The 24,579-nt window shown below is 64.2% G+C and carries 21 protein-coding genes and 1 tRNA gene; 11 read left to right on the top strand and 11 right to left on the bottom strand.

Annotated features, from left to right (window positions below):
- From BMX92_RS20800 to BMX92_RS20835, 8 genes are all read right to left on the bottom strand, one after another.
- A complete protein-coding gene (locus BMX92_RS20800; RefSeq protein WP_093020110.1) occupies positions 1 to 837 on the bottom strand; it encodes a phytanoyl-CoA dioxygenase family protein in 837 nt (278 codons plus the stop codon).
- Complete coding sequence (locus BMX92_RS20805) at positions 822 to 2,552, bottom strand: fatty acyl-AMP ligase (RefSeq protein WP_371262492.1); 1,731 nt, start codon at positions 2,550 to 2,552, stop codon at positions 822 to 824. The genes BMX92_RS20800 and BMX92_RS20805 overlap by 16 nt, the downstream gene beginning before the upstream one ends.
- Entirely contained in the window at positions 2,465 to 3,289 is an 825-nt protein-coding gene (locus BMX92_RS20810) for a phytanoyl-CoA dioxygenase family protein (protein WP_093020114.1), read from the bottom strand. Before BMX92_RS20810 ends, BMX92_RS20805 begins: the two co-directional genes overlap by 88 nt.
- On the bottom strand, positions 3,286 to 4,173 hold the full coding sequence (locus tag BMX92_RS20815) for a glycosyltransferase family A protein (protein ID WP_093020116.1): 888 nt from the start codon (positions 4,171 to 4,173) through the stop codon (positions 3,286 to 3,288). Before BMX92_RS20815 ends, BMX92_RS20810 begins: the two co-directional genes overlap by 4 nt.
- Positions 4,170 to 4,457: an acyl carrier protein gene (locus BMX92_RS20820; protein ID WP_093020119.1), complete on the bottom strand. Its 288-nt coding sequence runs from the start codon at positions 4,455 to 4,457 to the stop codon at positions 4,170 to 4,172. Before BMX92_RS20820 ends, BMX92_RS20815 begins: the two co-directional genes overlap by 4 nt.
- The gene (locus BMX92_RS20825) at positions 4,454 to 5,749 is read right to left on the bottom strand and encodes a polysaccharide pyruvyl transferase family protein (RefSeq protein WP_093020121.1); all 1,296 of its coding nucleotides are present in this window, start codon (positions 5,747 to 5,749) and stop codon (positions 4,454 to 4,456) included. The genes BMX92_RS20820 and BMX92_RS20825 overlap by 4 nt, the downstream gene beginning before the upstream one ends.
- A complete protein-coding gene (locus BMX92_RS20830; RefSeq protein ID WP_143066835.1) occupies positions 5,746 to 7,482 on the bottom strand; it encodes a tetratricopeptide repeat protein in 1,737 nt (578 codons plus the stop codon). The genes BMX92_RS20825 and BMX92_RS20830 overlap by 4 nt, the downstream gene beginning before the upstream one ends.
- A 148-nt stretch (positions 7,483 to 7,630) precedes the next feature.
- A complete protein-coding gene (locus BMX92_RS20835) occupies positions 7,631 to 9,535 on the bottom strand; it encodes a polysaccharide pyruvyl transferase family protein (RefSeq protein ID WP_177185174.1) in 1,905 nt (634 codons plus the stop codon).
- A gap of 150 nt (positions 9,536 to 9,685) precedes the next feature.
- On the opposite strand from BMX92_RS20835, the gene BMX92_RS20840 reads away from it, so the two are divergent.
- Entirely contained in the window at positions 9,686 to 10,324 is a 639-nt protein-coding gene (locus tag BMX92_RS20840; RefSeq protein WP_177185175.1) for a class I SAM-dependent methyltransferase, read from the top strand.
- Positions 10,321 to 12,060, top strand: a complete 1,740-nt coding sequence (locus tag BMX92_RS20845; protein WP_093020129.1) for a class I SAM-dependent methyltransferase — start codon at positions 10,321 to 10,323, stop codon at positions 12,058 to 12,060. The genes BMX92_RS20840 and BMX92_RS20845 overlap by 4 nt, the downstream gene beginning before the upstream one ends.
- A gap of 42 nt (positions 12,061 to 12,102) precedes the next feature.
- On the opposite strand, the gene BMX92_RS20850 is transcribed toward BMX92_RS20845, so the two are convergent.
- Positions 12,103 to 13,992: a glycosyltransferase gene (locus BMX92_RS20850; protein ID WP_177185176.1), complete on the bottom strand. Its 1,890-nt coding sequence runs from the start codon at positions 13,990 to 13,992 to the stop codon at positions 12,103 to 12,105.
- Here BMX92_RS20850 and BMX92_RS20855 point away from each other — a divergent pair.
- Complete coding sequence (locus tag BMX92_RS20855) at positions 13,982 to 15,244, top strand: hypothetical protein (RefSeq protein ID WP_177185177.1); 1,263 nt, start codon at positions 13,982 to 13,984, stop codon at positions 15,242 to 15,244. The two genes, BMX92_RS20850 and BMX92_RS20855, sit on opposite strands and share 11 nt — an antisense overlap.
- Before the next feature lie 311 nt (positions 15,245 to 15,555).
- Positions 15,556 to 16,758, top strand: a complete 1,203-nt coding sequence (locus BMX92_RS20860) for a hypothetical protein (protein WP_093020135.1) — start codon at positions 15,556 to 15,558, stop codon at positions 16,756 to 16,758.
- A gap of 36 nt (positions 16,759 to 16,794) precedes the next feature.
- On the opposite strand, the gene BMX92_RS20865 is transcribed toward BMX92_RS20860, so the two are convergent.
- Positions 16,795 to 16,879: transfer RNA gene (locus tag BMX92_RS20865), tRNA-Leu, on the bottom strand.
- Positions 16,880 to 17,036: 157 nt separating this feature from the next.
- Between BMX92_RS20865 and BMX92_RS20870 the strand changes: the two genes are divergently transcribed.
- The 7 genes from BMX92_RS20870 to BMX92_RS20900 all read left to right on the top strand — a co-directional run bounded on the left by BMX92_RS20870 (position 17,037) and on the right by BMX92_RS20900 (position 23,929).
- Complete coding sequence (locus BMX92_RS20870) at positions 17,037 to 17,471, top strand: MerC domain-containing protein (protein ID WP_093020137.1); 435 nt, start codon at positions 17,037 to 17,039, stop codon at positions 17,469 to 17,471.
- Positions 17,472 to 17,618: 147 nt separating this feature from the next.
- On the top strand, positions 17,619 to 19,082 hold the full coding sequence (gene zwf / locus BMX92_RS20875) for a glucose-6-phosphate dehydrogenase (RefSeq protein WP_093020139.1): 1,464 nt from the start codon (positions 17,619 to 17,621) through the stop codon (positions 19,080 to 19,082).
- Positions 19,075 to 20,901 (top strand): phosphogluconate dehydratase, encoded by a 1,827-nt coding sequence (gene edd, locus BMX92_RS20880; RefSeq protein WP_093020141.1) that lies wholly within the window; start codon positions 19,075 to 19,077, stop codon positions 20,899 to 20,901. Before zwf ends, edd begins: the two co-directional genes overlap by 8 nt.
- A gap of 89 nt (positions 20,902 to 20,990) precedes the next feature.
- Positions 20,991 to 21,965: a glucokinase gene (glk, locus tag BMX92_RS20885; protein ID WP_093020143.1), complete on the top strand. Its 975-nt coding sequence runs from the start codon at positions 20,991 to 20,993 to the stop codon at positions 21,963 to 21,965.
- Between the two features lie 2 nt (positions 21,966 to 21,967).
- The gene (gene eda, locus BMX92_RS20890) at positions 21,968 to 22,585 is read left to right on the top strand and encodes a bifunctional 4-hydroxy-2-oxoglutarate aldolase/2-dehydro-3-deoxy-phosphogluconate aldolase (protein ID WP_093020145.1); all 618 of its coding nucleotides are present in this window, start codon (positions 21,968 to 21,970) and stop codon (positions 22,583 to 22,585) included.
- A 229-nt stretch (positions 22,586 to 22,814) separates the two neighbouring features.
- Positions 22,815 to 23,327, top strand: a complete 513-nt coding sequence (locus tag BMX92_RS20895) for a hypothetical protein (protein ID WP_093020147.1) — start codon at positions 22,815 to 22,817, stop codon at positions 23,325 to 23,327.
- A gap of 239 nt (positions 23,328 to 23,566) precedes the next feature.
- Positions 23,567 to 23,929: a hypothetical protein gene (locus BMX92_RS20900; RefSeq protein WP_143066836.1), complete on the top strand. Its 363-nt coding sequence runs from the start codon at positions 23,567 to 23,569 to the stop codon at positions 23,927 to 23,929.
- A 63-nt stretch (positions 23,930 to 23,992) separates the two neighbouring features.
- Here the strand turns inward: BMX92_RS20900 and BMX92_RS20905 are convergent, their stop codons facing one another.
- Positions 23,993 to 24,577 carry a gamma carbonic anhydrase family protein gene (locus BMX92_RS20905; protein WP_256213532.1) on the bottom strand — a complete coding sequence of 195 codons (585 nt, stop codon included), beginning with the start codon at positions 24,575 to 24,577 and terminating at the stop codon, positions 23,993 to 23,995.
- Between the last annotated feature and the right edge of the window lie 2 nt (positions 24,578 to 24,579).

Here is a 24,579-nt window from a genome sequence, read left to right on the forward strand (position 1 = left end):
TCAGGTGCCGGCGTCAGATGAGGTCTGGCCGCCCTTGTCGAAGATGATCGCCATGCCGCGCCGGATTGATTCGGCGTGGTGGCGCAGCGCGTCGGGATGGAAAGCGGCGGCGGGCGCCTGCTCCAGCGCGAAATGGCCATGATCGCGCCCCCGCACGAGGGTCGCGAAATTATGCGCGCCGCCTGTTTGTGCGACATCGGCGGGGATATAGCGGATGGCAAAGCCGATGCGCCGCCCGGTGGAAAGATTGGGCGGCGATCCATGGACGATCAGCGGATCGTGCAGCGACATTTCGCCCGGACGCAAGGCCACGTCGACCGCCATGGCTTCATCGACCCGGTCGATCACCTCTTCGCGGCGACCAAGCATATTCTTGGGATCGCGGCTGTCGCGATGGGCCAATATCTGGCGATGGCTGCCGGTTATCATCCGCACGCCGCCATTGTCCGGCCCGCTGGAGGTGATGGCCAGCCAGGCCGTCACCGCGCGCGGCGCCGTGAGGTTCCAGTGGGTCTGGTCCTGATGCCAGGTGACATGCCGGTCGCTCGGCCCATTCTTGGCGATGAAGCTGGTGCCCCAGCAGAGCAGGTCGGGTCCGAGCAGATCCTCGACCGCATCGACGATCGCGGGGTCATGGACGATATCCCAGAGCCAGGGCAGCAGCAGATGCGGCTTGGCATTGAGCGAGGGCGGCAGGCGCCCGGCCCGGCTCGCCTCGATCGCTTCGAGCATGGCCAGCTTTTCCGCCATCGCCGTTTCGCTGTAGACCCGCACGGGAAACAGCACGCCATCGTCCCGGAAGCGCGCAATCTGGCTGTCGGTCAGGCATTTGCCCATTGCGCGTCCTTTCCGGCCAGCGTCCTGAGCGTCTGGGCGTGATAGGCCTGCCGCGCGGCCTGACGGCGTATCTTGCCGCTGGTGGTGCGGGGCAGCGCGCCAGCCGCCACGAAGGCGACTTCGGGGAGCGCGCCGCAACCTTCGGCAACCGGCCGGGCGATCTTCTCCGCCAGTGCATCCAGATCCAGCGTCCGGGCATGGGTGCGGGGCACTTCGCACAGCAGCAACAGCCGCTCGTCCGCCGCGACGTTCAGGGCGACGGCCGCCACCGCCTGTAGCGACGCGCCGGCGACGTCCATCGCGATCGCTTCCGCATCGGCGGCATAGATGTTGCGGCCGTGGACGATGATGAGATCCTTGATCCGGTCGTGGATCACCAGTCCGTGCGGCCCCAGCACGCCAAGGTCGCCGGTGCGCAGCCAGGACGTGCCGTCCTCGTCATAGAGTTCGGGCATGGGCGCCACCGTTCCCGACGCCCCATGCCACACGCCGATTGCGACATGGGGACCGGCCAGACAGATTTCTCCCGTCTCGCCGGGCGGCAAGACCTGGCCATCCTGCGGACCGCATATGCGCATCCGGCTGGCCGATGGCGCGATGCCGCAGGCGATATGCCTATGGCCGTCGTCTCGCACTACCGTACGCACGCCGGCTCCGCATGGCGTGGAAGCCGCCAGCAGGGTCGCTTCGGCGAGGCCATAGCAGGGCGAATAGCTGTCCGGATCGAAGCGCGAGGAAGCAAAATGGGCGGCAAAGTTCATGAGGCTGGCAGCACGGACCGGTTCTGCCCCGCAGAAAGTGACGGTGAGGCTGGACAGATCGAGCGTCGCGGCCTGATCGGGCGAGACGCGGCGCACGCACAGATCATAGCCGAAATTGGGGGCGCCCGCGATAGTGGCACGATGATGGCTGATCGCCTCCAGCCAGCGCAACGGCCGCTGGATGAAGGCCATCGGCGGCATGAGAATGGCGGTGCCACCCAGGAACAACGGGTGCAACAGCGCACCGAACAGCCCCATATCATGATGCGGCGGCAACCAGTTGAGCGCGATCGTATCGGGTCCGCTGTCGAACATTTCCCGGATCATGTGCTGGTTGGCGACGATATTGGCATGGCTGATGACGATGCCGCGCGGCGTGCGGGTGGAACCGGAACTATATTGGATGACCGCAGGCGCATCCGGCGCCGGAAAGGGCATTGGCAGCGGCGCACAGTCCAGTTCGGCCGGATCGACACGGCGCAGACCGACACTATCCAGCGCCGGATCGCCCGTGCCAAGGGCAGTGGCGATCCCCAGATCGCCCAGCATCGCCGTCAATCGCTGTTTCGCCTCCTGTCCCTGTGGCGGGTAGGGAATGGGCACTGCGATCGCACCCGCACGCAGGCAGGCCAGCAACGCGATGCTGAAGTCGAGGCCGGGCGGCAGTGCCAGCACGACCGGCGTGCCCGAAAGGCCTGCCCGGTACAGCCCCGCCGCCATGGTCGATACGGCCTGCGCCAGATCGGCATAGCGCGCCTCCGCCGTGACGGCCTCGCCTCGCTGGAGGAAGCGGATGGCGACATGATCGGCCCGGTTGACGCCGTGATCGGCGATGATTTCCGGCAGCGTAAGGGCGGACGGGAGGGTCAGGACGGATCTCCCATTTTGGGCAGGGTGTTGCGCATCCAGTTGCGCACTATGCCGGTGTAGCGGGCGAGCGCGGCGGGGTGGAATGCTGCCTCGGGCGCTTGTTCGAGATCGAAATGGCCATGATCGCGACCGCGCACCAAAGTCGCCGTGGCGCGCGTCAGGCCGATGGAGGACATATCGGCCGGAATATAGCGAATCGCAAAGCCGCAGCGGCGCTGATCGGAAGCATTGGCGCGCGAACCATGGACCAGCCGCACATCGTGCAGCGACATTTCGCCCGGTTGCAGGAGAATGTCCACGGCCGCCTCCTCGTCCACCGTCTCGACGATCCGCTCGCGACCGGGCAGCATCACGTCATTGTCGCGCGTGTCGACATGGCGCAGCAATGCATGATGGCTGCCGGGGCTGACCCGCATGCAGCCATTGGCGGCCACCGACGGGGTGAAGGCGATCCAGGCGGTCAGCGCTTCAGGACGGGACAGCCCCCAATAGGTCGCGTCCTGATGCCAGGTGACATGCTGCGGCGTCCTCGGCCGCTTGTCGAAAAAGCCCGCCGCCCAGCACAGCAGGTCGGGGCCGAGCAATTGTTCGACCGGATCGAGAATGGCGGGATGGTGGACCATGTCCCAGAGGAAGGGCGCCAGCAGATGCGCCTTCACATTATGGCTGGGCGCGATCCGGCCGGCGCGCATGGCGCCCAGCGCGTCGAGTTGCGTCAGTTGATCGGCCATCGCCGCTTCGTCCATTACGCGCAGGGGCGCGATAAAGCCATCGCGCTGATAGCGCGCTATGGCGGCTTCATCGATCCGATATGCACTCATGCCAGCGCCTCCCGCTGATCACCCGTGACCGTGCCGCTGCGCGCATCATAGAGCCAGCCGGGGTCGCGCATCGTCGTCAGCCTTTGGCCGCGTCGTTGCAGATAGAGGCGGCTGCCCGCATGGAGCACCGCCCGCGCGCTTTCGGGCGTGCTGGTCGACAGGCCGCCATGAATCTGGTGGAACGTGCCCTCCCACAGCACGCGGATCTGCTGCACGCCGGGCAGCGCGCAGGCGCGCAGATAGGTGTCGGGATTGACCACGCCGCCACCCGGCTCGGCAAAGACCGGGTCATAGCCGCCCAGGTCGTCCCACAGCGCGCGGGGCAGGAACAGGGCGTTGCTTTCCAGCATCGGCCCGGCGGGACCGGCGCGGAGTTCGCTGGTGGCGATGTCGAACAGGCGATAGCCCTCGCCCGGCCAGCCGATATCGTCCAGCAGCCGGTCTTCGGCCGCCTGATCATAGCCATGGCGGGCGCTGTCGAACTGAAGGCTAGGCCCCAGTTGATAGTTGAGCGTGGCGATCACCGGGCGGGGATGCAGCCGGGCCGCCGCGCGGCAGGCGGCCAGCAGCCCGGGCGAGGCCAGCCGCGCGCCATCGATCCACACGCCGATCAGCGGCGCGCGGGCGAGCGACAGGCCATGGTTGATGGCGGCCACGGGGGAGACGCCGGGGTCGGGTTGCTGGAGAACCCGGATGTTCGCGTCGAGATGGCGAAATTCATCGGCGCAAGGCGGCTGGGCGGAGCCATTGTCGATCACTATGATCTCAAAGTCCGCGCGCGCGATATCCGTCTGATAGGGCGGGCACAGCGACAATAGCGTGCGGGGCAATTCCCGCCGCATCTCATGGCTGACCAGCACGATCGAGACGGCCGGCAGGCTCAATCCGCCGATCCCGTTCCGGTCGCCGATGCCATGGTACCGTCGCTGGCAAAAGCGGCAGCGAAAGCGTCGATGCTGGGATATTCGAACAATTGGGCGGGATCGACCTGAACGCCGAATTCCTCCTCCATCACGCCGGCCATCACCACCGCCTCGACGCTGTCGAAGCCATAGGCGTCGAAATTCTGGTCGGTCGGCACGCCGCCCGGCAGGGACAATATGCCGCCAATATAGGCGACCATCCAGTTGCGCAGCGTGTCGCGATCACAGGGCAGGCGTTGGTTCATGGCTTTTCTTTCGTCATGGGAGGAAGATCGAACAGGCCGCCGGCAATGGCGGGCTGTGCCCGCATCCGGCGGTTGAGCAGCGGGGTCATGGCCCAGCCCGGCCCCTCCCCGCCGATCGCGTCGCGCATCAGGGCCATCGCGAAGTCGCGCCGTTCTTCCCGCTGGCGATCCGGCGCATCCAGCGCAGCGATGACGCGCGCCCAGTGGCGGTCCAGCGCATCGCGGACGATATCGGGGACGAATGTCTCTTCGCGGCCGGGCGTGCGCGTCGCGGCGATCCGCAGGGCATCGTCCCAGTCGGTCGCCAGATCCTGCGGCCGGCCATTATGCGACAGGAAGCCGGAAAATTTATGATAATTGGGCCGTCCGATCAGCACGCCCGGCACGCCATAGGTGGATGCCGCGATATAGCCGTGGAGCGACGCGCCGACATAGAGGGCGCTATGGGCCAGCGCGGCGGTGATTTCCCGAAGGCTGCGCGGATCGTCCAGCATCAGGCAGGGTGCGCCGATCGTCTGGGCGAAACGGCGCGCGACCGCCGGATCGTCATGGCTTTCGCCCACCGCAACCAGCATCGGCACCAGCCCCTGCGCATCGGCGAAGTCGCGCAGCGCTGCGCTCCAGCGAGCCGGATCGACCCCGGCGACCGAGCGGTTGCGGATATGGATGGCCAGCAGACGGGCGTCGGCGGCGATCCCCTTGCGCGCCAGCAGGGCGCGATAGTCCGCCGCCAGATCGGCCTTCGACCACAGGCGCGGCAGATCGGCGATCGGATCGGGGACCAGCGATACGGTGGCGTCGGCGGCATCTGTGCCAAGCAGCCGACGGCTGCCCTCATCGCGCACCGACACATAGGAGGCCGCCCGCAGCGCAGCGCCGACCAGCTTCTGCTGGCGGCTGGAAAAGGGATGCGGCACGCCCGGCGCATTCCAGGCGATCGGAATGTCGCGCAGCGCTCCGGCCAGCGTCGCGCCCAGCCACAGGCCGACGCCCGCCCAGTTGCCCAGCGCGGGATCGCCATAATGGTCGAGAAAGCCCAGCGAATTGGCATGGACCATATAGCCGCCGCCGATCAGCATGCCCGCCGCCGCGACATCGCCCGACATCATCGCGGCAATGTCGATCGTCGGCAGGGCATCGGGGAAATCGGCCCGCCCTCCGGTCGGCGCCACCGGGATAAGGCTGTAGCCGGCCGACGCCAGCCGATCCTGCGCGACCAGCGGAAACAGAAGGTCGCCATAATTGTTCATGTCGAACATGCCCGACATCAGCACCGCGCCGCCCCGCATCATGCCGGACCGCCGATCGAGGCCAGCGCCTGATCCAATACCGTGAAGAAAAACCCGTCCGCTATCGCATGTTCGATCGCGAAATGATCGGCGCAGTCGGCGATGGGATGGAAATGGACATTGTCCAGCCCTTCCAGACAGCGCGCCGCCTCCACATCGGGGGCATGGCCGGCGCCAAAAATCTGATGGACATGGGTCCGGGGCGTCGCGCGGACGAGGGAGGCGGTGTCCTGGTCGTCGCCGGTGAAGGCGGAGAAGAGCGACTGGCGCGTGCCGTTGGCGGCGCTGGCTGATGGCGGTTCATCTTCCGTCGCGTTCAGGCCCAGATTGACCGGTCCGGCGAAGGAGATGGCCGCATGGCCCCGCATCAGCGCGGCATAGCGGATCGCCGCCACGCCGGCGATGGAGGAGCCCATGGTGATGACCGGCACGCCAAGATCGTCGGTGATCCGGCGTAGTGCGGTGATCGTCGTGGGAATATCCGGGCCGAGGGACGCGATGCCGCCGGTGAAGCTGCGATGGCTGCCATCGCGGACATAGAGGATGTTGACCGGGCGCTGTCGCAGCAAGCCATCGGCAAGGCCGAAGGGCAGATAGCCCAACCCGCCGACCACGCTGGCGAACAGCAGGATGGTCGCCGTCGCGCCGGGCGTCGGGATGATCTGCACATCCTGTTCGCTGCCGATGGCGACCTGTCGATCATTGTCCCATGTGGCGCGGGGATGTGCGGCCAAGGCGCGGGCCAGCGGGCCTGCCATATGACCGACCGCCGCCGCATCGAGCAGCGTGTCGATGATCCCGATCGCCTGATCGATCGCACCGTGCCGCAATGCGCCGATGGCATATTGGAACAGCCAGCGGGGACTTTCCGCCATTTCGGTCGCCCGGTCCTGCAACAGGGCGAAGAGTTGCCGGTCGACGGCCTGAGGCAGCGGGCAGCGATTATAGCGGAACAGCAGCAGCCAATCCTGCGGCCAGCGGGTCAGCGCCATTTCGAGTAGCGAAACGGTGGCATCGACCCGGCCCGCGAAGATCGCCGCCTGAATGGCCCGGCGGGCGAATTCCACCCGGTCCGGATTGCGGTCCAGCAACAGGTTGGCGAGGCTGTAAGCTTCCTCGAACCGAGCCGCCGCCAGATGCAGTTCCAGTTCGATCAGGCGACTTTCGTCGGTCAGCGGACCCAATGCCCGCGCCCGTGCGAACAGGCTTTCGGTGGCGTCGCGATCCTGCGCGCGAAAGGCGATGGCGGCGAGTTTGAGCAGGACGAAGCGATCATCGTCCCGGTCACCCAACAGGCTTTCCAGATAAGCACCCCGCGCCTGCGTATCGGCGATGGTGACGATGACGCGCGACAGAAGGCCTGCGCGCGTCCCTTCCGGCGCACTGGCATGCCACACGGCGTCGCGGAAAAGCTGTTGCGCCTCCGCCGGCATCCGGTTGCGGAGGAACATTTCGACCAGTCGGACCGCCGGCCAGGGGCTGTCGGGATGCGCCGCCTGCGTCGCGAGAAGGCTGGCCTGTGCGGCGTCGGGGCGGCCGCTCGCGTCCAGCCACCCGCCCTCTATCAGGCGAAGACGCTGGTCGTGCGGCCAGCGGGCGCGGGCAACGGCAATACGGCTATCCAGCGCGTCCCGATCGCCCTGCCCAGCCTTGACCAGTGCATCGAGCGCAATGATTTCATCGCCCAGCGTGGCCGCCGCATAATGGCCATCGTCCGCCATCTTCTGCAAGTCCACGCCCCCATCATGCGTTCGCGACGGCTATCAGGACATTGCCGCAACGCTTTGAACTGTAAAGTCGTTACGACATCGCAACCGATGTTCGGCTAACAGGCTGACCAGCCATGTCAATGCCAGCCCTTCCCTGCCGGGCATCAGGTCGCTCTTACCTGTCCGGTGCGATCATGTCCCCGATCGCGCTGTTTCTGATCCAGTCATGCCGCGTCACCGAATCCGTGACCAGACATAGCAGGGTTTCCAGGCCGGAATAAGGATCGACCGGCTGCACCACGCTCAGATGGGCGCCGGGCAGCAGATCGGCCAGACGATCGATCATGTCCATGCCATAGGTGCGCAGCCGTCCCTGATCGTCGCCGCGCGGGAAGCCCCAGTCCAGCGTCGTCGCGCGGCCGGGCGCGGTGCGGAAGGACAGCAGCAAGACGCCATCCTGCGCCATGGCCCCGCGCAGCCCGGCCAAGGCTGCGCCGGGATCGGCGACCTGCTCCAGCATGTCGAGGCACAGCAGCATCTGATAGCGCTTGCCCGCCGGCGGCGGGACCAGAGCCGCGCCGTCATGGGCCGGTTCCAGCAGATCGAAATCCTTGAACCAGCCACCGGCCGCAACGCGATGCCGGCCATATTGCAGCCCGCTGGCGCATAGCGCGGGGTCGGACCGCAGCACATTCAGCACGCCCCGCATGGCGCGATGCCGGGCGGATGCATTGCACCCTGCGCAGATATAGCCATGGCCGATCAGGCTGTCTTCCAGCTTGCGTTCGGGCCGCAGGCTATCGCCGCCGCAAATATTGCAGTGGAAAGCAGCATTGATTTGCGGCGGCACCGATTGAACCGGCACGGCGGGCAGAACGGACATGAAAGCCTCCCAATCTTGTGGCGGGCGGACGCGCTGCGCCATCCATGCCCGCAGTTGCGCCATCGCCCTGACTGTCCGCTCCGGCACATCCTGATCCATCAGACCACGCAACGTCGCCCAATGCTCGGCTATCCGCTGGCGGGCGGTGGCGATTGCGGCGCGATCGCTGTCCCCCAGCGGTTTCAGCAGGTCGATCCGGCCCAACGCCGCTTCCCAGCTTGTAACCAGCCTGTCCGACATGCCCAGTTGCGTCAAGAAGCCGTCAAACTTCACCATATGCGGCCGCGCGATGACCAAAGCCGGCTTGTCATAGGCCAAAGCGGTGATGAGTCCATGCATGGACGAGCCGACATAGCAGACCGCATGTGCGATCAGCCCCGCAATTTCCTTCAGGCTATCGGGCTGGTCCAGGATCAGCGCAGATATGCTCAGCATCTGGCCAATGCGCCGGGCCAGTTGATCGTCGCCATGGCAGGGGCCGATGGCGATCAGCACGGGCAAGGCATCCAGCGTCCGGGCCAGTTCCTCGATCTGGCGCACCTGCAAGGCCTCGTCGCCATCGAGATAGCGATCATTGACGTGTAGCGCGAACCAGCGAACGGGCGTCGTCATGCCGTGCCGGGCAAAAGCGCTCTCCGCCACATCGCGCAGGGACGCAGCGGGCCACATGGCGGCCAGATCCAGCACCGTGTCGGGCATGACCGACACCGGCTGTTGCTCCGGCGCGCTCAGGAATTCCCGGCTTTTCTCGTCCCGCACCGTCACCATCAGGCTCGCGTCCAGCACGGCATTGCTCAGCGCTTGCACCGGGCCGGGCGGCAAGGGGCGCGGCAGGCCGGGCGCATTCCAGACGAGCCGGGCGCCCGACTGCGCCGCGATCAGCCCGGCCCCCAGCCACAGCGCGGCATAGCTGCCCCGCCCGCCGAACCGCGAACCGGCATAATCGGCCAGCGGCGTCGCATTGGCGTGGATGATGTTGCCGCCGCCGATCACATGCAGATCGGCGGGACTATGTGGTGCCTGATCGATGGGCAGCGCAAGGATGGTGTCGTTCCACGGCAGCGGGCCGCCCTTTGGCGAAAAGGCGCGAAAATCCTCTTCCGCTATGCCCAGCCGGTCCCGCAACAAGAGCGGAAACAACAGATCGCCATAGTTGAGAACGTCGAATGTGCCATAGAGCGAAACACGCTTTGCCACGCCCGTTTCATCTTGTGTCATATCAAGGACATGAGTCACACCGTACAGCCCCCCGTCAGGTTGAGCCCAGCGCTACTATGACCTATCGGAAGGGTAAACCGCTTTATTCGCCAAGTAACTGGAATTGAACCGATGTTGGAACGACATACGATGCCCCGTTACCAGGCGATCGCCCGCCCCTGCGCCGAAGCGGTCGATCTGGCGAAGCGCGTGCTGGAAACGCACCCCGACCCGGTGATGGCGGAGGTCGGCATCGGCATCGGCGCGACATCGCTGGCGCTGGCCCAAACGCTGGACAAGCGCGGCACGCTCTGGCTGTTCGATTATGATTTTCGGGTGAATGAGTTGCAGGCCGATCTGGCCGGGCTTGGCTATCATAATGTCGAGATTGTCAGCAATTCGCAGCGGACCTTCGACAGCTATGGCTGGACGCTGGCCATGCTGACGCGCCGTTGCCGTGTCGATCAGCCGGGCGGGATGTTCGACTTCATCTATCTGGATGGCGCGCATCTCTATCAATATGACACGCTGGCCGCCGTGTGCTGCAAGGAATTGCTGAAGCCCGGCGGCTATCTGCTGCTCGACGATTATGACTGGACCATCGCCAAATCGCCGACGATGCGGCCTTCGCAAAACCCGTCGGTCCTGACGGAATATAGCGAGGAGCAGATCGAATTGTCGCATGTCGAGATGATTTGCAGCCTGCTGCTCGATACCGACCCCGCTTTCGAGCAAATTCCGCTCGGCTATCGGGATGTCGAACATCGCAGGGCCTATCGCAAATCGTGAGCGGCAATCCGCTCTCCGCCGGGCAGCAACTGGTCGAAGCGCTGCAAGGCGCCGCCCCTGGCTCCGTCATCACGCTGGACGCGGCACGCTATGATCTGGCCGCCGATATCCGGCTGGACCGGGCGGTGACATTGCGTGGCCTGTCCGACGCCCCGCCGATCCTGCATTTCGTGGATGGTCGCTTCGCCCTTTCGATGATAGCCGATCACTGTCATCTGCAATCGATCGCCGTCACCAGCAGCGGCCATCGCGGCACGCCGCTGATCCGGGTCGAAGCCAATGATTGTTCGCTGGCGGGTGTCGTCATCACGACGTCGCAGGGCAGCGGTCTGGAGGCCGAGGGCTGTCAGCGGCTGACGATCGACGATCTGGTCGTGCTGGATTGCGGCCAAAGGGCAGCCGGTTTTACCCGATGCCGGGACATGCGCATCACCCTGCGCGCCCAGAATATCGCGCAGCGGACGGCGGCCCCGGCGATCCACCTGCTGGATTGCGCGGATTTCACCGTCGACGCCGATATTGCAGAGGTCAATGGCGGCGCGGTGACGATCGAGAACAGCGCGGAACATCAGGACAGGACCGAAGGCCGGCTGAGTATTCGGGCGCGCAAGGTGCAAAGAGCCCTGTCCGTGCTGGGCAAGCGGCAGGCGCCTGTCCGTAGCATCGAGGCACAGATCGCAGTGGCGGACTGGACCGACTATGCGCTGCTGCTTTCGAATGTCGAATGCGCCGATGTCGACCTGACGCTGCACGCATTGCCCGCCCCTGCCAACGCCGTCAGGCTGAATGGCGGCTTTGGGGTTCGCAGCAGCCGGATCGATCTACGCCATCCGACGGACCTGTCGCCGCTGATCATGGGACAGGAAGACAATCCCGACATCGTCATCCACGGCCATGTGCAGGATGCCGCGAGCAAAGCCGGTGATGGTCCCATGGTGGCGCTGCCAAAGGCTCTGATGGACAATCTGAAGCAGATCCCAAGGCCTGTCTTCACCCCCTATGACATGGCGGATCGATGCAGCCTGTGCGGGTGGGAAGGCCTGTTCCGCCGCACCCATGCGAGCGAGCGGGAAACGCTGGCCTGCGGGGCATGCCGCGCGACGCTCCGCTATCGGGGGCAGGCGACAGCCCTTCTGGAGCATCTGGGCGAAGGCCGGTTCGATACGCTGGCCGAGCTGGTCGATGCGGGCGTGCTGGCTGGCCTCGACATATTCGAACCCGGCTTCGTCGGGCCATTCCGCCGCCTGCTGGGGAACGCGCGCCGTTATGAGCAATCTTTCTATGATCCCGACCTGCCAAGCGGCGCGACGCGCGATGGCATGTCATGCCAGGATCTGATGGCGACATCCTTTGCCGACGACAGTTTCGACCTGATCGTGACGTCCGATATTTTCGAACATATCCGCAAGCCATTTCTGGGCTTTGCCGAGATGCGCCGGATATTGCGGCCCGGCGGCCTGCATGTGTGGTCCGTGCCCATAGGCATGCCGCCCCCGCAGGAAACCCGCGCGCGCGTGGACACCAGCGGCCCGGAAGACATCATGCTGTTGCCGCCGGTCTATCATGGTTCGGGCGACGACAGCCTGTCGCTGGTCTATACCGATTTCGGCAGGGATATCGGCCTGCTGTTGTCAGCCATCGGCCTGCCCACCAGCGTCGTTCGCCATCGGGTGGTGAATGATCGGGTGGCGGGCGTGACCTTCATATCGGTCAAGGCGGGGCCAGTGGCTGCCTGATGCCCGGTGGCGTTACAGCCGTTCGCATTACAGGCGTTCGCATTACAGGCGTTCGTCTATCGCCGCGATCATCCGGTCCACCCGCGCCTCCCAACGGAGCGCCGGCGGCAGGCGCGTTGCCGGCTTTGCTTCCGCCTGTCCGGCCAGTGTCGCCTCGACCTGTGCGATGAAATCGTCGCTGTCGCGCGCCACCGTCGCGAAGGGGGCGACCTCGCCGATATTCGCAACAGCCGTCGTCACGATCGGCACGCCTGCGCTGAGATACACATAGAGTTTCAGCGGGTTCATGAACTGACTGACGTCATTGTCGAGATGCGGCATGATGGCGACGTCGAAGGCGCGGATATAGTCCAGCGCCTCTTCATAGCGTTTCACACCCAGAAAATGGACATTGGCGTGACGGCGGAGGTCCAGCACGTCCGTCTTGCCATGCGCTGATCCGATCAGCACGATATTCCATTCGGGATGGCGCACGGCCATGCTGTCGAGCAGCCAGATGTCGATGCGATCCCGCAGATTGCCGACATAGCCGACGATCTTGCCGTCCATGCCCGCCAGTTCCGCCGGCTTTGCGACCTTGCCGGTCCGGGGGATATTCTCCGCCGCATTGGGGATCACCATGATGTCGCGGCCGAAGGGGGCGAAGGCATGCTTCAGGCTCTCGCAATTGGACAGCAGCAGATCGGCCCGATCGATCATCTCGGCATAGGCCTGTTCCGTGCGGTCCCGCGCCGCCCCTTCCGTCATGGTGCGCTGGTCGTCGATCAGGTCGGCAACGGTCAGGCTGAAATTCATATAGTCATGGACGGCGGGATAGGCCGGCGCGATCGGCGCGACCCAACTGACCACGGGGCCGTTCCCCAGCGTCTGGCGCACCGTTTCCTCCACCCATTGCGGATAGGCATCCGGTGCGGGCAGATCCTGTCCCAGGAAATTGCCGCTGGGCCGCTTGCCGCGATGCAGGAAGACGCGGCGGGCCATGTCCTTGTCATCGGCGATCTTCAGGAAGCGGCGGATGCTGTTTTCCACCACCATATTGCCCTGATCCAGCCCTGCGTCCGGGTCCAGCCTGGTCCGCGACGTCAGGTCATGCAGCGTCATCGGCGCGTCGAACTGGACGATCCTGCCGACCCTGGGGTGCCGGGCCAGATATTTCAGCACCATATCATGGCGCCGCCCATAGATACCGGTGTCATTCTGTTTCCAGAAGAAGGCGATATCGAAGGGGGCAGACCGGATGACGGCCGGGAAGTTCAGGCCGCCGCGCGCCCATTCGGGCTGCTGCGCGGGCAAGGATTTCGACCAGTGCCGCGACAGGAAATGGACCAGCCTTATCCATTCCCGCTGCCATTGCGCGGGCTTGGTCCGGGCCGTTTCGAACAGCAGCTCCAGCCGCGCGCCATTTACCGCATAACTCATCTCACCGATGAAATATTGCCGCGCGCGCAGGCGATAGGCGTCGGTATCGAAAACGCCTTCCGCGACATTGCGCAGGAAATCCTCCAAATCGGCATCGTCGCGGATCGGGGTGATGATATGGGGGGCGGGAATATCGCGGAACGGCGCGGCCTGCGTCACAGCAACGGGCACGCCGGTCGCCAGTGCCTCGGTCAGCTTGGCGGGTATCTGATATTCGGCGACGGGCGAACTCAGATCCTGCAACAGGCAGACACCGTCGGCGATGTTGATGAGGTCGCTGAGCCTGTCCCATGGCTGATCCGGGAACATCTTTATGCGGGCATGGGCATGGCCGGACAATTGATTGTCGACACGCTTGTCGTGGGACGATCCGATGATGCACAGCACCAGCCGGTCGTCCTGCAACCGGTCCAGCGCCTCGGCAATGCGCATGACGCCCTTGTGCAGGCGCGGTGTCCCCAGGAACAGGATCACCTTGTCTTGGGGGGTAAAGCCGAATTCCTTGCGGACCACGGACATCCTCATCGCGCCGGAAGAGTTTTTCGTCGCGGGCATGGCGCACCACCATGCCGCCGAACCGGTCCTGCAAGGATGCATTGGAGACGATCACCCCGTCGAACAGGGGCACCAGCGCCTCGCAGACCCGTGTCCAGCTTTCGCCAAAGGGCTGGTCGAGATCGGCGAAGGCAGCCGGATCGGCGATCAGGTCGGACAAGGCCAAGGGCGCGCGGTTAGGAAAGAAGGACAGTTCATGGTCATCGACATCGATGAACATGGGGCAGCCGACCCGATGCTTGATCAGCAGGGCAAGCAGGATGCTGGGCAAGCGCGGCTTGCAGGCGACGACGATGTCCGGCCGGCATGCCGCGACGAAGGGCACGGCCTGCTCCAGAAAATCGTCCATCGTGGAGGCCGGGAAGGAGCGGAAGGCAAGCGTCGAATCGCGCAGCGGCGACCAGACATCCTTGCCATAGCGGTCGAACTGCGGCCCGATCAGTTCCACATCATAATCTTTGCACAGCATGTCGGCGATCAGGAAGGCTCGCCCGACGGGGTTATGCCCGACCTCCCAGGCGATGATGACGGCCTTCGGGCGCCGGTTCGGCTGGTCATCGGGTGCATGCAGGTCGGCTGCCGTTTCGACACTCTCTTCCGCTACCGGCGAGGGAACCACCGTCAACGCGATGTCGTGCAGCGTGGCCTTTTCCCCGTCGGCGTGGAACTGGATGCAGAATTGATAGAGGCGATCGGGATCGAACCGGTCGAGCTGCGCCGTGGCTTGCAGGACGATGCCCTTGGCCGAGGCCTGTTGCCGGACGGAAAATTTGTGGACGAACCGCAATTCCGAATGAGGGTCAGCCGTTTCGGACGCCAGCATCGCCACCCATTCCACCGGGTTTCTGGCGCTGACATTCTGGCGCAGTTCGATATGCAGATCGATCTGATAGCCGTCATCGGACGGCGCGACTTGCCCGATGTCGATCGCCTGACTCAGCCTTATGCGCTTCACCTGAACCGGCCATGTGAGCGTCATTTCGCCTTCCGGGGAGAGGATGACCATCCCATCCGGCGCGCGCGCCCTTGTCGCGATGCGCCAGCCGCCAACCTGCGCACCATGCTCCAGAGGACGGGTTTCCGGCTCGCCTGCCGCGCAGACTTGTCCGATGATCCTGCCATCGCAGAGATAGGCTTCCTCTGTCGGGCATATCTGCTTGAGCATCGTCACCGGATCATCCCCCCGAATGAATTTGAAGGTTATTCCTGACAGAATATCTTATGATTTCAAGGCTTACGAATTCAATTTTCACTAAATTTCCAGAGGCGAAATTCGTTGCTCACAGCCTGAAAATGACGGCTCCCAAAGAGAGCTACAACATCCTCTCGAAGCGTAAACCAGTTTGAGAGGGCCATATCTATGCTCCTCGGCGAAAAGATCGCTCGACAAACTCGCCACCATCCTAGGTGCGGATATCTCCACGAGAATTTTATATTTTGTACTTGGTCTGGATCTCTATCTCTAACAGGTATGAAAACGTATCGAAATCGTAATGATATTGCTGCTTCAGGACCGTTTTCATGCCGCAAGAGAATCTCATGCATGTCACGCCCCATATCGAAGGGGACATGCTCCGGATTTCCTACCGGGTCTCAGGGCCGTGGACGGAAGCCTTCAATCTGGAACGACCAGCGGGGCGGCTGGCGCCCGTTTCAGGCGGCATATATGATTTCTTCTGCCACTATGGCACCGACATCAGCGATGTCCCGGCGAGCATCGCCGTCATCCCCTTCCTCTGCAACGTCATGCCGGTGGCCTGGCTCTATGACGCCACCGTCCATGTCGAAGAAGTCGACCGGGACTTTGCCCAATCGCTCGGCAATGTCCGGGAAGGCTATGCCGCCGTCTACCCCTGGCTCAATTTCTCCGGCCGCCTTGAGGGGCGAAAGGTCCGCAATGACGTCGGCCGTCCGCAGAGCCCGCCGCTCATCTTCTTTTCCGGGGGTGTCGATGCCGCCTTCTCGATGTTGGGCAACCGCGCACTTTGCCCCACCTTGCTGACCATCTGGGGCGCCGACATCTTCTTTCGCGAGGCGGAACCCTGGCAGAAGGTCGAGGCCGCCAACCGGCGCACGGCGCAGGATTTCGGTGTCGGGTTCGAAAGCATCAAAAGCTCCTTTCGACTATTCCTGAACACCGACGTCCTCGATCGGGCATTTTCAAGCACGATCTACCATTGGGCCAGTTGGTGGCCTAATTTCCAGTTCGGGATCGGCCTGCTGGGACTGGCGGCACCGCTGGCCTGGGTGCGCAAGAGCAGGACGATCATCATTTCCTCCTCCATATCGAAGGAGGATTCCCGCCGCATCTATTCAGCTTCCGATCCCATGACGGACATGGCGTTGCGCTTTGCCGGCTGCCAGTGCCAGCATTATGATTTCACGATCGACCGCCAGCAGAAGATCGCCTTCATTTGCGAGCAGGCACGGTTGTTGGACCAGCCGATCGCCTTGCGTGTCTGCTGGCAATCGTCCGGCGAAAATTGCGGCCTGTGCGAAAAATGTATGCGGACCTTCTTTGCCATTCTGGCCGAGGGCAGCGATCCTGGGCAGTTCGGATTCCGCATGGATGACGACATACTGGAAAAGATCACCGGTCTGATAGCCGCCGGGACAGTCAAACCGAACCTGTTCTGGGACGATCTCATCCAGAAGCTCCACACTGCGAACCGGACCGAACCCTATATTCGCGCGATCCTCGATCGATATCCGCCGGGATCATGACCATGTGAGACATAGGGAAAAGACGCTGACATAGCGTGGTGCGGGTGGTCGGAATCGAACCGACACTCCTTGCGGAACCGGATTTTGAGTCCGGCGCGTCTACCAGTTTCACCACACCCGCACGGTTGGTTCGCGCCAAATGGCAAAATCCGACGCGGGCGTCCAGCCGAAAATCGGATCGGATCGCGGAAGTTGCTCTCCCATCCTTGACAGCCCTGCCCCCGCCGCCCACATGCCGCCCTCAGATGTAATATTATATCATTCACGAATGAGGCGAAATGAGCGGATTCGAAACGGAGCGCGCCGCTTGCGGGCAACTAAACGGACAGAGGAGCGCCGGACGCTGGCTTGACGGATTCGCGCTGTGCGCCTCTTCGCTCTGCACACTGCATTGTCTGGGCCTGCCGCTGCTGTTTGCGCTACTCCCTGCCTTCGCCAGTCGGATCGATCCGGGCGAATCCTTTCATATCATCATGCTGGCGCTCGCCGTCCCAACCAGCCTGTTCGCGCTGATACAGGGGCGGCGGCGCGGTGGAATCGCCCCGCTGATGACTGGCATGGCCGGGCTGGCGCTGATGACCATCGGCGCGCTGGCGGCACATAGCGTGCTGGCCGAAACCCTGTGGACCGTGACCGGCAGCCTGTTGCTGGCGGGCGCCCATATCCTCAACTGGCGCCGGGGTCTGAGCAGCAATCACGACGCCGCGCAGTAACGGACGCAAAGGAAATGCTGGCAGGATGCGCCATTATGTTGCAGCGCACAGTCATGCACGATAGCCTTCTTGCGTAACGATCCACGCTCGCTATAAGGGCGGCTTCGTGCAGACATAGATAAATTCTAAACGGAGAAGGACCATCCTTTGACCGATCCGTCTGCTACGTTTCTGTTATTTGGCGCCACGGGAGATCTGGCGCGCCGGATGATTTTCCCGTCGCTCTACAACCTCCTGTCCGACGGGCTGCTGCCTGCCGACTTCCTGATCATCGGGTCGGCCCGGTCGGAGATGAGCGACGAGGCCTTCCGCGCGGAGATCGACGCGGCGCTCAAGCAGTTCCTGCCCGCCGACCGCTATGATGCGGATATCGCCGCCAGCTTCGGCGCGATGATCCAGTATCAGCCGGTCGAGGCGGGCAATGCCGATCAGTTCGCCGCGCTCGCCGAGCGAATCGACGGTCGGCTGGAACGTGGTCTGTCGGTCTATCTCTCGACGCCCCCGTCCCTGTTCGCGCCGACCGCGCAGGGGCTGGCCGACGCCGGGCTGATCGTGCCGACCACGCGGATCGCGATGGAAAAGCCGATCGGCAAGGATCTGGCCTCCTCCAAGGTCGTGAATGACGGCATCGGCCATCTGTTCGCCGAGGACCAGATTTTCCGCGTCGACCATTATCTGGGCAAGGAAACGGTCCAGAACCTGCTGGCGCTGCGCTTTGGCAATGTGATGTTCGAACCGCTGTGGAATGCCAGCGCGATCGACCATGTGCAGATCACCGTGGGCGAGACGGTCGGGCTGGAAGGCCGCGTCTCCTATTATGACGGAGTCGGCGCGCTGCGCGACATGGTGCAGAATCACATGCTCCAGATCCTGTCGATCATCGCCATGGAGCCGCCTGCCCGCATGGACCCGACCGCCGTGCGCGACGAGAAGGTGAAGGCGCTGCGCTCGCTGCGGCCGATGACCGACGAGACTGTCAAGACCCACAGCGTGCGCGGCCAATATACGCCCGGCGCGGTCAGCGGCCAGATCGTCACCGGCTATGCCGATGAACTGGGCCAGCCGTCCGACACGGAGACCTTCGTCGCGCTGAAGGCCTATATCGACAATTGGCGCTGGCAGGGCGTGCCCTTCTACCTGCGCACCGGCAAGCGGATGCCGCAGCGCCAGTCCGAAATCGTGATCCAGTTCAAGCCGGTGCGCCACAGCATCTTCGGCCGGGACGGGCATGGATCGGGGCTGGAGCCGAACACATTGGTCATCCGTTTGCAGCCGGAGGAATATATCCGTCTGCAAATCATGAGCAAAAGACCGGGGCTGGAACAGCAGGTGAAGCTGGACGAGGTGACGCTGGACGTGTCGCTGACCGCCGCCTTCGCCGGGCAGCGCCGCCGCATCGCCTATGAAAGATTGATCCTGGACCTGCTGGCCGGCAACGCCACTTTGTTCGTCCGCCGCGACGAAGTGGAGGCCCAATGGGCCTGGATCGATTCGATCATCAACGGGTGGAAAGAGGCCAATATGAAGCCCGCCGCCTATTCATCGGGGAACTGGGGTCCGTCTTCGGCCATTGCCCTTATCGAACGTGACGGAGCCAGCTGGCATGACTGATCTGAATCCGGTGATCGCAAAGGTCACCGACCGCATCGTGGAGCGCAGCGCCGCTTCGCGCCTGAAATATCTCGACCTGATCGAACGGGGCCGCGACGCGGGCACCAACCGCGATCAGCTATCCTGCGGCAATCTGGCGCACGCTTTCGCCGCCAGCGGCGAGGATAAGGCGGTGATCCGCACCGGCCGCGCGATGAACATCGGCATCGTGACGTCGTACAATGACATGCTCTCGGCGCATCAGCCCTATGGGCGCTATCCCGAGATCATCAAGATCGCGGCCCGCGAAGTCGGCGCCACCGCGCAGGTGGCAGGCGGCGTGCCAGCCATGTGCGATGGCGTGACGCAGGGACAGGCGGGCATGGACTTGTCTCTGTTCAGCCGCGACACCATCGCGCTCTCGACCGCCGTGTCGCTGAGCCATGCGATGTTCGAAGGCTCGATGCTACTCGGCATCTGCGACAAGATCGTGCCTGGCCTGCTGATCGGCGCGCTGCGCTTTGGCCATCTGCCGACCATCCTGATCCCGGCCGGGCCGATGCCTTCGGGTCTGGCCAACAAGGAGAAGGTCCGCATCCGCCAGCTCTATGCCGAGGGTAAGGTCGGCAAGGAGGAACTGCTGGAATCCGAAAGCGCTTCCTATCATGGCGCGGGCACCTGCACTTTCTATGGCACGGCCAACTCCAACCAGATGATGATGGAGATGATGGGCCTGCACATGCCGGGCGCCGCCTTCGTCAATCCAGGCACGAAGCTGCGCACCGAACTGACCCGCGCGGCGACGCAGCGCATGACGCAGATCGGCTGGGACGGCGAGGACTATCGTCCGCTGGGCCACTGCATCGATGAAAAGGCGATCGTCAACGCGATCATCGGCCTGATGGCGACGGGTGGGTCCACCAACCATGCCATCCATCTGCCCGCCATCGCGCGGGCGGCGGGCATCCATATCGACTGGACCGACTTCGCCGAGATTTCGGACGTGGTGCCGTTGCTCGCCCGCGTCTATCCCAATGGATCGGGCGACGTGAACCATTTCCACGCGGCGGGCGGCATGGCGGTGATCATCCGCGAATTGCTGGACGCCGGCCTGCTCCACCGCGACATCATGACCGTCGCGTCGGACGACCTGACCGACTATGGCAAGGAACCCGCACTGGGCGACGACGGGCTGGTGTGGAACGACGTTCCTGCTTCGCGCGACGAAAATATGCTGCGCCCGGCCGCCAATCCCTTCCAGGCCGATGGCGGCATGAAGCTGCTTCAGGGCAATCTTGGCCGTTGCGTCATGAAGGTGAGCGCGGTCGACAAGGAGCGCTGGACGATCGAGGCGCCCGCCGCCGTCTTCCAGGATCAGGACGATGTGCTGCGCGCCTTCAAGGAGGGCAAGCTGGAGCGCGACGTGATCGTCGTGGTTCGCTTCCAGGGGCCGCGCGCCAATGGTATGCCCGAACTGCACAAGCTGACCCCGGCCCTGGGCGTATTGCAGGATCGCGGCTTCAAGGTCGCGCTGCTGACCGATGGCCGCATGTCCGGCGCGTCCGGCAAGGTGCCCGCCGCCATCCATTTGTCGCCCGAAGCTCTGGGTGGCGGCGCCATCGGCAAGCTGCGCGATGGCGACATGGTGCGGGTCTGCGCGGAAAGCGGCGAAGTGACGGCGCTGGTGGATGCGGCGACATGGGACGCACGGGACATCCCCGCCGCGCCGCCCCCGCCCTATGACACCGGCCGTGAGTTGTTCGCGCTGTTCCGCCATCATAGCGACCTGGCCGAACAGGGCGCGTCGCCGATCCTGGCGGCGATGGAAAGCGAGATCTAGGTGGGCCGTGCTCCTGCGAAGGCAGGAGCCCAGTTCGAAGCGCGGGACTGGGTTCCTGCCTTCGCAGGAACACGAGACTGGAAGACTATATGACCGACATCATCGCCGCCGACATTGGCGGAACCAACGCCCGCTTCGCCCGCGCCTCGCTGGACGAGCGGGGCGTGCCGACGCTCGGCACCGTGCGCAAATATAAGGTCGCCGACTATCCCAGCCTGCAAGCCTGCTGGGCGGCCTTTGCCGAAGATGAGAAGAAGGAGGGCAGCGGCGACCTGCCCCGCGCCGCCTCCATCGCCTTCGCGACCGCGATCGGGCGGGAGGTGATCAAGCTGACCAACAGCAACTGGGTGATCCGCGCCGATACGCTGGCGGCCGACATCAATGTCGACAGCGTCCGTCTGGTCAATGATTTCGAGGCGGTGGCCCATGCCGTGTCCCGCCTGCCGGCCGAAAACCTGCCTTTGCTGTTTGGCGAGGATCGCCCCTTCCCCAGCGATGGCGGCGTGACCATCCTTGGCCCCGGCACCGGGCTGGGCGTAGCGATGATCGCCTATGATCAGGGCCATCCCCATGTCATCGCGACCGAGGGCGGCCATCTGGACTTCGCCCCGTTGGACCCGACAGAGGAGAAAATCCTCTCCTATCTGCGCGACAAATTCCTGCGCGTGTCGACCGAACGGATCGTGTCCGGGCCGGGCCTCAACTATATCTACAAGGCGCTGGCGACGATCGGCCATGACCGCGTCATCCTGATGGAAGACCCCGAATTGTGGCAGGCGGCGCTGGACGGCAGCGACGAGTTCGCCCGCCGCGCGCTGGAGCGTTTCTGTCTCTGCTATGGCTCCGTCGCGGGCGATCTGGCGCTGGCCCATGGCCCCCATGCGGTGGTGCTGGCCGGCGGCCTGACCCAGCGGATGCACGACTTTTTGAAGCAGAGCGGGTTCCACACCCGCTTCAAGGCGAAGGGCCGGTTCGAAAGCCTGATGGCGACCGTTCCGATCCGCTGCGCCATCCATGATGAAATCGGGCTGTTCGGCGCTGCCGCAGCTTATAGGGAGAAGTGATGATGAGCCTGACCGTAGAACAGGTGATGGACCTGGCGCCGGTGATCCCGGTGCTGGTGGTGGACCGGGTGGAGGATGCGCTGCCGATTGCGCGGGCGCTGGTCGCGGGCGGCCTGCCCGCGCTGGAAGTGACGCTGCGCACCCCCGCCGCGCTGGACGTGATCCGCGAAATGGCGAAGGTCGAGGGCGCCGTCGTCGGCGCGGGCACCGTGTTGAACCCCGCGCAACTGGACGCGGCGATGGAGGCGGGCGCGCGCTTCATCGTCAGCCCCGGCCTCACCGAACCGCTGGGCAAGGCGGCGATCGCGGCCAACATCCCCTTCCTGCCCGGCACCGCCACGGCGGGCGACATCATGCGCGGCATGGACATGGGGCTTAGCCACTTCAAATTCTTCCCCGCCGAAACATCGGGCGGCCTGCCGGCATTGAAGGCGCTGGCCGCGCCGCTGCACACGGCGCGCTTCTGCCCCACCGGCGGCATCACGCCGCAGAGCGCACCCGAATGGCTGGCCCAGCCCTTCATCAAATGCGTCGGCGGCAGCTGGGTCGTGCCCAAGGGCCCGATCGACCCGGCGAAGATCGAGGCGCTGGCCCGCGAAGCGGCCGCCCTGCCGCGTTGATCTGAGGCGGAGTGCCTTCATAGCGAATCGTCATTGCGAGCGAAGCGAAGCAATCCATGGTCGCGCCGATGGATTGCTTCGCTTCGCTCGCAATGACGCCGGTGGTTGACACGCTAATTCATCTGCTCGTTTCGAGGGCATTCGAGAAACGGGAAGCGAATGGAAGCCGATGATCAACCAGAGCGTCGAGGCGGTTGCGTCCGCCTTCGCCTCCACCTAGATGATAAACATGACTCCGCGCCGCTTCCTTGCCGCTCTGGCCCTGTTCCTGTCCGGTTGCGCCGGGTCGCCGCAAAATTATCCGTCGCTGGCCAAGCGGCCGATCGAAAGCGCGCCGGTCGCCGAAGTCGCGCCGCCCCCCGCGCCCGCTCCAGCTGACGCGGCCCTGTCGAAAGAAATCGCCAGCCATGTGGCGCAGGCGGACAAGGGCGCCGCCGGATTCGACGCTGCTGCCGCCGCCGCTGACAAGGCCGTGCGCGCGGCATCCGGATCGGCCGTGTCGAGCGACGCCTGGGTCGCCGCGCAGGTGACGATCAGCGCGCTGGAAACCGCCCGCAACGACAGCGTGTCGGCCCTCGCCAGCCTCGACACCCTCTATGTCGAACGCAGCAACGCCATTGCCGACGGCAAGGCGCGCGGCGGCCTGGAAGACATAGACGCCGCCCGCAGCGCCGCGCTGGCTTTGGTCGACCAGCAGAATGACCGCATCGACGCGATGAAGGCGCGACTGCCGCAGCCTTGAAGAGCGCCGCCTGACGATCAGGCGGACTACTCCCTCATCGTCACCCTGAACTTGTTTCAGGGTCTATTCCTCCTCTTGGAGCGACGGCATGCGGCTGCACGATGGATGCTGAACCAAGTTCAGCATGACGAACTGGGAAGATGACCGGTAGCGACCAAATGTGCCATTATATAGGTTACGTGATCGAGCATTAGAAACGGCCATTGGCACTTCCCGGTGATCGCCGTAGGCTGATGGCCATGAGCGAATTCATGGTCAACTTCATTGCCTTCAACGAGTCGCGCGACACTTGTCAAATGGTTCTCGTAGAAGGACCGTGGGACGGCGACATAGAAGATCATTTGCGCGGCTTGCAGGATCGAATGTTTGGCTGCCTTAACGCCGCACTCGATGGCCAATTAGCCGCGCAGTTCCCCGAGGCCAAGGGGCTGAACGTCCTGATTCGCATAGATTGCTACGACGTCCCGCGCGACGAAGTGGAAGCGTTTTTTGGGCGATTTACGGATGGGATTGCTGCCATGTCAGACTACTCAGCAGCAGGGTCGCCGTATGTCTGTCAGTTTCTGTTCGAGATTAGCTTCGACACAGTGGCCGATGCATAACGTCCGCTCCGCCCGTTTTTGGCCCGAAAAGCTGCCAGTCGCCTAACCACCCAAACCGCCCCCCTACTCCCCCATCGCCTTCACCGCGCCCTTATGCGCCTTGGCGTTGTGGACATAATGGTCCACCCCTTCGCGCATGTCGATCAGCGCTTCGTCGCTCAGGTCGCGCATGAACTTTGCCGGGCGCCCCGCCCATAGCTGGCGATGCAGCACGCTCTTGCCCGGTGCGAGCAAGGCGCCCGCGGCCAACATCGCGTCGCTTTCCAACCGCGCGCCGCTCATCACGATCGCGCCCAGCCCCACAAAGGCGCGATCTTCCAGCACGCAGCCATGGATCATCGCCATATGGCCGATCAGCACATCGTCACCGATGATCGCGGGCCAGCCATCGGCCGGGCGGCCGTCGGCGCGGTCGCCGGGGCTGTCGCAATGGATGACCGTGCCGTCCTGCACATTGGTCCGCGCGCCGATCCGCACCCGGTTCACATCGCCCCGGATCACGCAATTATACCAGATGCTGGCGTCCTCGCCGATTTCCACATCGCCGATGATCCGGCATCCGGGCGCGATGAAGGCGCTGGGGTGGATGCGTGGGGCCTTGCCGCCAAAGGGGATGATGCTGACATCTGGATAATCTGGGGCGGACAAGG

The organism is Sphingobium sp. YR768, assembly GCF_900111125.1.
In the GTDB taxonomy this organism is placed as follows: domain Bacteria; phylum Pseudomonadota; class Alphaproteobacteria; order Sphingomonadales; family Sphingomonadaceae; genus Sphingobium.